Origin of the sequence: Streptomyces sp. NBC_00012, assembly GCF_045040875.1 — a bacterium.
Classification (GTDB): Bacteria; Actinomycetota; Actinomycetes; order Streptomycetales; family Streptomycetaceae; genus Streptomyces.
In genome coordinates this window covers 4,793,127-4,805,016 of the sequence record NZ_CP108309.1, presented here as the reverse complement: position 1 = coordinate 4,805,016, position 11,890 = coordinate 4,793,127, and the positions used below count along the sequence as shown (strand labels likewise).

General features: G+C 69.4%; 8 protein-coding genes. 6 read left to right on the top strand and 2 right to left on the bottom strand.

The annotated features are described in order from the left end of the window. Window positions 1-116: 116 nt before the first annotated feature. The gene (locus OHA19_RS22145; RefSeq protein WP_405751262.1) at window positions 117-1,523 is read right to left on the bottom strand and encodes a hypothetical protein; all 1,407 of its coding nucleotides are present in this window, start codon (window positions 1,521-1,523) and stop codon (window positions 117-119) included. A 285-nt stretch (window positions 1,524-1,808) separates the two neighbouring features. On the opposite strand from OHA19_RS22145, the gene OHA19_RS22140 reads away from it, so the two are divergent. The 6 genes from OHA19_RS22140 to OHA19_RS22115 all read left to right on the top strand — a co-directional run bounded on the left by OHA19_RS22140 (window position 1,809) and on the right by OHA19_RS22115 (window position 10,459). After that, window positions 1,809-4,541: a SulP family inorganic anion transporter gene (locus tag OHA19_RS22140; RefSeq protein WP_405751260.1), complete on the top strand. Its 2,733-nt coding sequence runs from the start codon at window positions 1,809-1,811 to the stop codon at window positions 4,539-4,541. 209 nt (window positions 4,542-4,750) lie between these two features. Next, the gene (acs, locus tag OHA19_RS22135; protein WP_405714082.1) at window positions 4,751-6,748 is read left to right on the top strand and encodes an acetate--CoA ligase; all 1,998 of its coding nucleotides are present in this window, start codon (window positions 4,751-4,753) and stop codon (window positions 6,746-6,748) included. Between the two features lie 226 nt (window positions 6,749-6,974). Further along, window positions 6,975-8,381, top strand: a complete 1,407-nt coding sequence (gene nhaA / locus OHA19_RS22130; protein WP_405714084.1) for a Na+/H+ antiporter NhaA — start codon at window positions 6,975-6,977, stop codon at window positions 8,379-8,381. Window positions 8,382-8,428: 47 nt separating this feature from the next. Beyond that, window positions 8,429-8,962, top strand: a complete 534-nt coding sequence (locus OHA19_RS22125) for a phage holin family protein (RefSeq protein WP_405714086.1) — start codon at window positions 8,429-8,431, stop codon at window positions 8,960-8,962. Then, on the top strand, window positions 8,959-10,149 hold the full coding sequence (locus OHA19_RS22120) for an alpha/beta fold hydrolase (protein WP_405751257.1): 1,191 nt from the start codon (window positions 8,959-8,961) through the stop codon (window positions 10,147-10,149). Before OHA19_RS22125 ends, OHA19_RS22120 begins: the two co-directional genes overlap by 4 nt. 106 nt (window positions 10,150-10,255) lie before the next feature. Then, window positions 10,256-10,459 (top strand): hypothetical protein, encoded by a 204-nt coding sequence (locus OHA19_RS22115; RefSeq protein WP_405714090.1) that lies wholly within the window; start codon window positions 10,256-10,258, stop codon window positions 10,457-10,459. A 158-nt stretch (window positions 10,460-10,617) separates the two neighbouring features. On the opposite strand, the gene OHA19_RS22110 is transcribed toward OHA19_RS22115, so the two are convergent. Then, entirely contained in the window at window positions 10,618-11,823 is a 1,206-nt protein-coding gene (locus tag OHA19_RS22110) for a MarP family serine protease (RefSeq protein WP_405714092.1), read from the bottom strand. Window positions 11,824-11,890: the final 67 nt, after the last annotated feature.

Sequence of the window (11,890 nt, the reverse complement as noted above, 5' to 3'; positions counted from 1 at the left end):
CGGCGCCCGGCACGCGGCCTCCGGTCGTGGCCGGCCCGTCCGGCTCTCGACACGCGTCCCCGCTACCTGGCCCGTCCGGCGCATGACACGCCGGCCACGGCCGGAGGCCGCGCAGCTCAGCGGCCGGACCTGTCTTCCCCGGGCCCCGCGTGAGCCTTGCCGGTGCCCACTGCCCGGCCGGTTCCGGAAGTCCCCGCTCCGTCGAGGAAGGCGGGCCACCCCTTCTCAGGTGCCTGGCCGACATCGAGCGTGCCGAGCTTCGCCAGCGTCGCGGGGTCCTGCGCGTCCAGCCAGTCGGCCAGCTGCCGGAAGGAAACACAGCGGACACCCTCCTTGGTGCAGACCGTCGCGATGGTGTCCTCGACGGCTCGCATATAGGTGCCGCCGTTCCAGGACTCGAAGTGATTGCCGGTGATCAGCGGGGCGCGGTTTCCGTCGTACGAGCGGTCGAAGGCCTGGAGCAGGCCGTCGCGCATCTGGTTGCCCCAGTACTCGTGCATGTCCGGGTCGCCCTGCGTCGTCGTGCCGGACTGGTTGAACATGAAGTTGTAGTCCATGGACAGGGTCTCGAACTCGCGGCCCGGCATGGGGACGAGTTGCAACGAGAGGTCCCAGATGCCGTCCTTCTTCTTCGGCCAGACCTGGTTGTTGACCCCGCTGGAGTCGTAGCGGAAGCCCATCGTCCGTGCTGCGGCCACCATGTTCTTCTGCCCTTCCAGGCAGGGGGTGCGGCCTCCGACGAGTTCCCTGTCGTAGTCGAACGGAAGCGGCTTCTCCTCTTCGAGGCCCGGGTCGTTGGTCTTCCAGTTCTTCACGAAGGACTTGGCCTGGTTGATCTCGCTCTTCCACTGGTCGACGGACCAGGTCCCGACGCCGCCCTCGGGACCGCAGAAGTGCCCGTTGAAGTGGGTGCCGATCTCGTCACCGTCCTCCCAGGCCCCGCGTACCTGGGTGATGGTGTTCCGGATTCCCTCGGTGTCGTTGAAGCCGATGTCGGAGCTGCCGGCGTTGCGCTTCGGCGGGTCGTAGAGCTCCCGCTTGCCCTCCGGCAGCATGTACACGCCGCTGAGGAAGTACGTCATGTTCGCGTGGTACTTCTTGCCGACCTCGCGGAAGTGGGAGAAGAGCTTCTGGCTGTCCTCGCCTGCGCCGTCCCACGAGAACACCACGAACTGCGGTGGCTTCTGACCCGGCGCCAGGCGCTCGGCCACAGGCTGCTTCGGCTGGCTGCCGGTGAATGCGGTGGACCCGTCGCCGATGAGTCGGAGAACGCTGTTGGGGGCGGCCGCGGCTTCGGGGGCCTTCTTCTTCGCCGCGGGAGCCTTCTTCGCCGTAGGGGCCTTCTTCGCAGCCGCCGGGCCTCCGGCTCCGGAACCGGCACCGGAACCGGAGGAGCACCCGGCCGCTCCCGCAGTCAGCGCGACGGCCACAGCCCCCAGGGCGACTCGCCCGGCGGCCGCCCTCTTCGCGGCGGGCCTCCCCGTAACGACTCTCTTCGCGGCAGCTCTCGTCGTGGCAGCCATCATCCGCCCACCTCTTCCTTGCGGTTCATTGCGTCGAAGTGCCGACACGGCGCGGTCAAGTTCACACACGGTCCGGTCGGGATCAGCGCGACATATCGAATGAAAAGATGCTTATTCACTTGAATAGGTGATTGAGCGGTCCATTTGATCGCAAGTGTGGACGTAGATCTTTACTCTCCATTACGATCTGTTTACTGAGAGTTGAGAAATCCCGCCGCTGCACGCCGTGACCCACGGCCGCGTCCCCACATTCCGCGACCGCGCTGCCCCGGAGGAGACGGGAACATGTCTGCTTGCATCCCCACTCGTCACAACCGCACATCCCGTAGTTCGCGTCCACCACGCGCCTCGGGAGTCAAACGACCACACAGCCCGCCGCCACCGCGCGGCGGTCGATTCCGTATCGCGGGCGCCGATCTGTCCGCATCGATCACGGTCTTCCTGCTCGCCGTCCCCATGTCGCTCGGCCTTGCCGTCGCCATGGACGCCCCGCTTGAAGCCGGCCTCATCTCCGCCGCGATCGGCGGCATCGTCGCCGGACTGCTCGGCGGCACCCCACTCCAGGTCAGTGGCCCGTCCGCCGGACTGACCGTGGTCACAGCCGAGTTGATCCAGATCTACGGCTGGCGCACCACCTGCGCGATCACCATCGGCGCCGGGCTGCTCCAGATCCTGCTCGGCTCATTGCGGGCGGCGCGCAGCGCTCTCGCCGTCAGCCCCGCCATCGTCCATGGCACCCTCGCCGGAATCGGCGTGGCCATCGCGCTCGCCCAGCTGCACATCGTGCTCGGCGGCTCGCCGCAGAGCTCGGCCGTCGCCAACGCTCTCGCGCTTCCCGATCAGTTGGGCCGAGTGAGCCCGGCCGCTCCGCTCATCGGCGTACTGACCATCGCCGTCCTGATTCTTTGGCCACGGATTCCGGGCGAGATCGGCAGGGCCGTACGACGGATCCCGGCCGCCCTCGCCGCGGTGGTGACCGCTACGGCGGTGGCTGCGATCGTCGCGCCCTCGATCGCCCGGGTCGATCTGCCGTCATGGCGCTCGCACGCCCTGCCGGAGATGCCGCACGGCCCCGTGCTCGCCCTGGCCACCGCGGTGTTCACGGTGATGCTGGTGGCCAGCCTGGAGTCGCTGCTCGCCGCGGTGGCCGTGGACAAACTGTCGGCCGACCGCGCCGCCGAGAGAACGGCCGCACGGCCCGGGTCCAACGCGACGCCGGCACCCGCGCCTGCGGCACCCGCATCGGCGCCCGCCCTCTCGCCTTCGCCCTCAGTTCCTGCCGCATCCCTCGCCCTGCCCGCCAGACGCTCCGATCTCGACCGTGAGCTGCGCGCCCAGGGCATCGCCAACACGCTGTCCGGGCTGGTGGGAGGGCTGGCCGTGTCCGGTGGCGCGGTGCGCAGTTCAGCGAACGTACGCGCCGGGGCGACCGGACGTGCCTCCACCGTGCTGCACGGCGTCTGGGTGCTGCTCGCCACCGGGCTGCTGGTCACCGTGCTGGAGTGGATCCCGCTGGCCGCGCTCGCCGCGCTGGTGATGATGGTCGGGATCCAGATGGTGAGTTTCGCCCACATCCGCAACGTCCACAGGCACCACGAATTCCTGGTGTACGGGGCGACGATCACCGGCGTGGTCCTCTTCGGCGTGCTCAAGGGCGTGGCGATCGGCATCGCGGTGGCAGTGGCGGTCGCCCTGCACCGGCTGGCCCGGACCCGGATCACGGTCACCGATCAGGGCGGACAGCATCTGGTCGTCGTACGCGGGCAGTTGACGTTCCTCGCGGTACCCCGGCTCAGCCGTACGCTCGGCCAGCTGCCCCAGAGCGGGGACGCCGTCGTCGAGCTGGACGGCTTCTTCATGGACCATGCGGCGTACGAGGCGATCCAGGACTGGAGCAATGCCCAGACCGCCCATGGCGGCAAGGTCGTGTTCACCGGCAGATCCGGCGGCCGGATCGCGGAGCCCGCCTCGGCGGCGCACTCCTGCTGCCGCCCCTGGACACCGTGGCGCAACCACCACTGCCACGACGAACCCGGCCGTACGCCCGGAGCGGACCACGGCCCCGGCGAACCGTCCACCGGTGCCCTCCCCGGCAACACCCACACCACCGGCATCGTCGACACCACCGGCCGCACCAGCCCCACCGACCGTCACACCTCCCACGGAACGACCCACGACGCGGCTCACGGAGCGAGCCACGGAGCGAGCCACGGAGCGTCCCACGACACAGCCCCCGGCACCCCGGACAACGCCGCTGCCCCGGATCGTGAACCAACTCCCGCAGTCCTCCTCCGCCCGACCGGCGGCAATCGGCTGATCAACGGTCTGAGTTCGTTCCAGCGCAACACCGCCCCGCTGGTGCGCGACGAGCTGGCCCGTCTGGCCATCGAGGGCCAGCGCCCGTCCCAGCTCTTCATCACCTGCGCGGACTCCCGCCTCGTCACCAGCATGATCACGGCAAGCGGCCCGGGCGACCTGTTCACGGTGCGGAACATCGGCAATCTGGTACCCCTGCCGAACGCCGAGTCGGGGGACCACTCGGTGGGAGCGGCGATCGAGTACGCGGTGGACGTGCTGAAGGTGGAGTCCATCACCGTCTGCGGACACTCCGGCTGCGGAGCCATGCAGGCACTGCTCGGCGCCGAACCGGATCAGGAGACTCCGACCACGTCCCTGTGGCGGTGGCTGAGACATGGGCTGCCGAGCCTGAAGCGGATGGCGTCCCGGCACCACGCCTGGGCCCGGATCTCCGGACGGCTGCCGACCGATGCGCTGGAGCAGCTCTGCCTCACCAATGTGGTCCAGCAGCTGGACCATCTGCGGGCACACGAATCGGTGGCCCGGCGGCTCGCCGAGGGCACGATCCAGCTGCACGGCATGTACTTCCATGTGGGCGAGGCACAGGCCTATCTGCTGACCGAGGGGGCCAGCAGCGGGCTGGAGCTGGACGAGGTCTTCGACCGCGTGGACCCCGGCGACGTCCCCGGTTCCGGCGAGTTGGAACGCACGGGCGCCTGAACCGAATTCGCCCCGGGTCCGTGAGACCTTGTGGTCCTGCCTCCGCACCGCTCCGTGTCGCTCCGCGGCGCATTGCACAGCTCCCCTCCGCACTGCGCCGCACCGCGTCGCGCCGCACGTGGATGCGGGACCGTGTCTCAATACACGAGACACAGGTCTAAACCAATTCCGGGCAGACACTTGTCACCCGGCCTTTGGCCTGATGAGCTATGCCCCGGGACACAACGGACACCCTGGGAATGGGAGATGTCGTGAGCAACGAAAGCTTGGCCAATCTGCTTCGTGAGGAGCGGCGGTTCGCACCGCCTGCCGATCTGGCCGCGAACGCCAACGTCAAGGCGGAGGCGTACGAGCAGGCCGAGGCGGACCGGCTGGGCTTCTGGGCCGAGCAGGCCCGTCGCCTGACCTGGGCCACGGAGCCGACCGAGACGCTCGACTGGAGCAACCCGCCCTTCGCGAAGTGGTTCGCGGACGGCAGGCTCAACGTCGCGTACAACTGCGTGGACCGCCACGTCGAGGCCGGCAATGGCGACCGGGTCGCCCTCCACTTCGAGGGCGAGCCCGGCGACAGCCGCGCCATCACCTACGCACAGCTCAAGGACGAGGTCTCCCGGGCCGCCAACGCGCTCACCGAGCTCGGTGTCGGCAAGGGCGACCGCGTCGCCGTCTATCTGCCGATGATCCCCGAGGCCGCCATCGCGATGCTGGCCTGCGCCCGCATCGGCGCCGCCCACTCGGTGGTCTTCGGCGGCTTCTCCGCCGACGCCATCGCCGCCCGCATCCAGGACGCGGACGCCAAGGTCGTCATCACCGCCGACGGCGGCTACCGCCGCGGCAAGCCGTCCGCGCTCAAGCCCGCCGTGGACGACGCCGTCTCCCGTATAGACAGCGTCGAGCACGTCCTCGTGGTCCGGCGCACCGGCCAGGACACCGCGTGGACCGAGGGCCGCGACGTCTGGTGGCACGAGATCACCGGCCGGCAGTCCGCCGAGCACACCCCCGAGGCCTTCGAGGCGGAGCAGCCGCTCTTCATCCTCTACACCTCCGGCACGACGGGTAAGCCGAAGGGCATCCTGCACACCTCCGGCGGCTACCTCACGCAGGCGGCATACACCCACAACGCGGTCTTCGACCTCAAGCCGGAGACCGATGTCTTCTGGTGCACCGCCGACATCGGCTGGGTGACCGGCCACTCGTACATCGTCTACGGCCCGCTGGCCAACGGCGCGACGCAGGTCATGTACGAGGGCACGCCCGACTCCCCGCACCAGGGGCGTTTCTGGGAGATCGTGCAGAAGTACGGCGTCACGATCCTCTACACCGCGCCGACCGCGATCCGTACGTTCATGAAGTGGGGTGACGACATCCCCGCCAAGTTCGACCTGAGCAGCCTCCGGATTCTCGGTTCGGTCGGTGAGCCGATCAACCCCGAGGCGTGGATGTGGTACCGCAAGCACATCGGCGCCGACAAGTGCCCCATCGTGGACACCTGGTGGCAGACCGAGACCGGCGCGATGATGATCGCGCCGCTGCCGGGCGTGACGGAGACCAAGCCGGGCAGCGCCCAGCGCGCCCTGCCCGGCATCTCGGCCACGGTCGTCGACGACGAGGCCAGCGAGGTTCCGAACGGCGGGGGCGGCTACCTCGTCCTCACCGAGCCGTGGCCGTCGATGCTCCGCACCATCTGGGGCGACGACCAGCGCTTCATCGACACCTACTGGTCGCGCTTCGAGGGCAAGTACTTCGCGGGCGACGGCGCCAAGAAGGACGAGGACGGCGACATCTGGCTGCTCGGCCGGGTCGACGACGTGATGCTGGTGTCCGGGCACAACATCTCGACCACCGAGGTCGAGTCGGCGCTCGTGTCGCACCCCTCGGTCGCCGAGGCGGCCGTGGTCGGTGCCGCCGACGAGACGACCGGCCAGTCCATCGTCGCGTTCGTGATCCTGCGCGGTACGGCCGACGCCTCCGACGAGCTGGTCGCGGAGCTGCGCAACCACGTCGGTGCCACGCTCGGCCCGATCGCCAAGCCGAAGCGGATCCTGCCGGTCGCCGAGCTGCCGAAGACCCGCTCCGGCAAGATCATGCGGCGCCTGCTGCGTGACGTCGCCGAGAACCGCGAGGTGGGAGACGTCACCACGCTGAGCGACTCCTCGGTGATGGACCTGATCCAGGCCCAGCTGCCGTCGTCCTCCTCCGAGGACTGACCACGGCGGACAGCGCAGTACGTCCCCGAGGGGCATCCAGCAACGCGCCGGATGCCCCTCGGGCATCTAAGGTGAAGATCACCGTATAGAACCCCGCACACCACGGGTACAGTGGCAGTTGCGTCAACAAAGCAATAAGAAATCTCCACAGGGTGTGCCGGGAAGTCTGGTCGGCAAGTGCATCAGCCATGCCATCGCTGCCGTACCGACCCGGAGGTCTCCACTCGTGGCCGCGCCCGCCCCCGCACCCCCTTCGCCGCGCCGCACCCTGCTCGGACGGCTGTCCCTCCCCGAGCGGAACTACCTCGCGGAGGCCCTGCGCGCCGAGACCGTCGGCGGCGTGATCCTGCTGGTCGCCGCGATAGCGGCCCTGGTGTGGGCGAACACCTTCGGTTCCAGCTATGCGTCCGTCAGCGACTTCCACTTCGGCCCGGAGTCTCTGGGTCTCAACCTCTCCGTGGAGCACTGGGCGGCCGACGGGCTGCTCGCGATCTTCTTCTTCGTCGCGGGCGTCGAGCTCAAGCGGGAACTGGTCGCGGGCGAGCTTCGCGACCCGAGGGCGGCCGCCCTCCCAGTCGTCGCCGCGCTCTGCGGAATGGCTGTTCCGGCCATCGTCTACACGCTGGTGAACGTGGTCGGCGGAGGTTCGACGGACGGCTGGGCCGTCCCCACCGCCACCGATATCGCCTTCGCCCTCGCCGTCCTCGCGGTCATCGGCACCTCGCTGCCGAACGCGCTGCGCGCCTTCCTGCTGACGCTCGCCGTCGTCGACGACCTCTTCGCGATCCTGATCATCGCGGTCTTCTTCACCGAGAAGATCAACTTCATGGCGCTGATCGGCGCTTTCGTCGGCCTGGCCGTCTTCTACCTGCTGCTGCGCAGGAACGTACGCGGCTGGTACATCTACATACCGCTCGCCCTGGTCATCTGGGGCCTGATGTACAACAGCGGCATCCACGCCACGATCGCCGGTGTCGCCATGGGCCTGATGCTCCGCTGCACCCGGCGGGAGGGCGAGACCCACTCGCCCGGCGAGCACATCGAGCATCTGATCCGCCCGCTTTCGGCCGGTTTCGCCGTGCCGCTGTTCGCCCTCTTCTCGGCCGGTGTCTCCCTCTCCGGCGGCGCGCTGGCGGAGGTCTTCACCCGGCCCGAGACGCTCGGTGTCGTCCTGGGCCTCGTCGTCGGCAAGACCGTGGGCATCTTCGGCGGTACGTGGCTGGCCACCCGGTTCACCAAGGCGGAGCTGAACAAGGAGCTGGCCTGGGCGGACGTCTTCGCGGTCGCCTCGCTCGCCGGCATCGGATTCACCGTCTCGCTGCTCATCGGCGAGCTGGCCTTCACCGGCGACGAGGGCGTGATCAACGAGATCAAGGCCGCCGTGCTGATCGGCTCCCTGACGGCCGCCGTGTTCTCCGGTGTACTGCTCAAACTCCGGGTACGCAGATACCGGGCGCTGCACGAGGCGGAGGAGCTCGACGAGGACGAGGACGGGGTGCCCGACATCTACGAACAGGGCGACCCGGAGTACCACCTGCGGATGGCCGCGATCCACGAAAGGAAGGCGGCTGAGCACCGTCGCCTTGCCCAACTGGCGGGGGCAGCGAGCAACGAGCCGGACAGTCCGGCATGATCTGACACCAGATGTGTTGAGCAGCAGGACTGGAGAGGAAGTCAGGGATGAGCGACCCCGGCAACAACGCGGGCAGCGCCGACCGCAGTCTCGGGCAGCTGGTCGCCGCGGCGACGGCCGAGATGTCCGCACTGGTGCACGACGAGATCGCCCTGGCCAAGGCAGAGGTGCGGCAGGACGTCAAGCGCGGGGCGATCGGCAGTGTGGCGTTGATCGTCGCGGCCGTGCTGCTTCTGTTCATGATGCCGATGCTGAGCTTCGCGGCCGCCTACGGGATCCACAACCTGGGTCTTGGCCTGGCGTGGTCGTTCCTGATCGTGGCCGGCGGGTTCTTCCTCCTGGCCGTCCTGCTGGGGCTGATCGGCTGGCTCAAGTTCAAGAAGGTCAAGCCGCCGGAGAAGTCGATCGCTTCGGCAAAGCAGACGGCCGCCGTGCTGCAGGGCGTCAAGCCGCACCCGCGGCCCGCCGTCACGGCACGGGCGAGCCTTCCGGCCGCCTCGGGCAGCACGCTGACGGGCAAGGCCATGGAGAAGGCTCCGGTCCAGGACAAGGGCTCCTCTGTGGCACGCTCGTCCACATGACGGTCCCCGATTTCAGCGCATTCGGCCCGGTAGGCCCCGTAGGCCCGGAAGGTCAGGCAGACCCTGCGGACAGGGGCGGCCGGACAGGCTCGGGCAGCCGGGCAGGCTCGGGTGGCGCCTCAGACCCTGCAAGCTCCGCGGATCCTTCGCGCTCCACGGGCTCTTCACGTTCCGTGGCTTCTTCGCGCTCCACGGGCCCTGCAAGCTCGCCCGCCCCGTCCGGCACAACGGCCTCACCCACCCCGGCCGGCTCACCCGCCCCGGCCGGCTCCGGCGGGCCCGTGCGGATCGACGGGCCGTGGACCCACCGGGACGTGGCGGCGAACGGCGCCCGTTTCCACATCGCCGAGCTGGGCGAGGGCCCGCTGGTGCTGCTGCTGCACGGCTTCCCGCAGTTCTGGTGGACGTGGCGCCACCAGCTCACCGCACTGGCCGACGCCGGCTTCCGGGCCGTCGCGATGGACCTGCGCGGGGTCGGCGGCAGCGACCGTACGCCCCGGGGTTACGACCCTGCCAACCTGGCCCTCGACATCACCGGCGTGATCCGCTCGCTCGGCGAACCGGACGCCGCGCTGGTCGGCCATGACATGGGCGGCTACCTCGCCTGGACCGCCGCGGTGATGCGTCCGAAACTGGTGCGCCGCCTCGTGGTCTCCTCGATGCCGCACCCGCGCCGCTGGCGCTCATCGATGCTCTCCGACTTCGCGCAGTCCCGGGCCGGCTCGTACATCTGGGGTTTCCAGCGCCCGTGGGTACCGGAGCGTCAGCTCGTCGCGGACGACGCGGCGTTGGTCGGCCGGCTGATCCGCGAATGGGCGGGCCCCCGGACCCCGGACTTCCCCGACGACTCGACGGTGGACGTCTACCGGCGCGCGATGTGCATCCCGTCGACGGCGCACTGCTCGATCGAGCCGTACCGCTGGATGGTGCGTTCCCTCGCCCGGCCTGACGGGATCCAGTTCAACCGGCGGATGAAACTGCCGGTGCGGGTACCGACGCTGCATCTGCACGGTTCGCTCGATCAGGCGATCCGTACCAGGAGCGCGGCGGGCTCCGGAGAGTATGTCGAAGCGCCCTACCGTTGGCGACTTTTCGACGGTCTGGGGCACTTCCCCCACGAGGAGGACCCGGCCGGGTTCTCGGCCGAACTCATCAACTGGCTCAAGGATCCAGAGCCCGATCGGTAGGCGCAGAGGCACAGTTGTCCGCCGAATGGCCAATTGCCCGGCGCATAGGCCAATTGGCTGACGGATGGGCGGTTACCGACCATGAGGCACGGGCAGACGTCCTGGTATGGGCTGGACGCACGACTTCGGTGACGCAGCACGCAACCGCCGCTCGACCGCCACGGCGAGTCCGAGCACTCATGAGGGGGACGGCTCCCAGGGCCGGGTGCACGATATGCGGGTTCTGCACGACCCCCGGCTCGGTATTCCGCGCATTCTGCGCCGTCGGGCCCGCTGGGTCTCGGCGCGGCTGCGCCATCCACGCGGATGATGTCCGCCCCGGTCGACCGGTGAAGGCTCACCGGCCGGGCGGGACTTCATCACACTTCTCCCGGCCTCGACGGGCCGTGCCATGCCGGGCCCTGCCCGGACCCGGACCGGCACGCTCAGCCGGCGCTCAGCAGGCGCTTGTCAGGCACTGGCAGATGCTCAGAGCGCGCACGCCTGGCTGTCGACCTGCTGGTTGGCGGTGCGTCCGCGCGTGATGTCCTGGCGGATCTCGTCGGCCGTCAGCGCGTAACCGGTGTCGGGGTCGTCGAGCGACTTGGCGAACACGACGCCGTACACCTCGCCCGCCGGGGTCAGCAGCGGTCCGCCGGAGTTGCCCTGACGGACCGTCGCGTAGAGCGAGTACACATCGCGGCGGACGGTGCCCCGGCGGTAGATGTCCGGGCCGCTGGCATCGATACGGCCCCGGACCCGCGCCGCCCGTACGTCGTACGAGCCGTTCTCCGGGAACCCCGCGACGATGGCGCTGTGCCCCGTCCGGGCGTCGTGGTCGGTGTCGGCGAACCGCAGCGGCTTCGCGTCGAGGTCCGGCACGTCGAGCACGGCGATGTCGCGCCGCCAGTCGTACAGGACGACCTTCGCGTCGTACAGCCGGCCCTGGCCGCCGATCTGGACGGTCGGCTCGTCGACTCCGCCGACGACATGCGCGTTGGTCATCACCCGGCGGTCGGAGAAGACGAAGCCGGTGCCTTCGAGCACCTTGCCGCAGCCCGGGGCCGTTCCGACGACCTTGACGATGGACTTCTTGGCGCGGGCCGCGACGGGGCTGCCCACCAGCGCCGGATCCGGGGCCTTGACCTCGGTGATCGGCTCGTTGGCGAACGGGCTGAAGACCTGCGGGAAGCCGTTCTGCGCGAGGACCGAAGAGAAGTCCGTGAACCAGGTGGAGGCCTGTGTGGGCATCACCCGGGAGATGCCGAGCAGGACCGAGGAGCTGCGGACCTCCTTGCCCAGCGTCGGCAGTGTGGTGCCGGCCAGCGCGGAGCCGATCAGCCAGGCGACCAGCAGCATCGCGACGACGTTGACCAGGGCGCCGCCGGTGGCGTCGAGGGCGCGCGCGGGCGACCAGGTGATGTACCGGCGGAGCTTGTTGCCCAGGTGGGTGGTGAATGCCTGTCCCACCGAGGCGCAGACGATCACGATGACGACGGCGACGACGGCCGCCGTCGACGAGACCTCGGAACCGTCCGTCAGCTGGTCCCACAGGACCGGCAGCAGATAGACGGCGACGAGGCCGCCGCCCAGGAACCCGATCACCGACAGGATGCCGACGACGAACCCCTGTCGATAGCCGATGACCGCGAACCACACGGCGGCGACCAGCAGCAGGATGTCCAGCACGTTCACCGTCTATAGCCTCGCAGATTCGTCACCGGGCCCGTTCCTTCGGCTGGGTCCGGGCGGGCCCGGACGG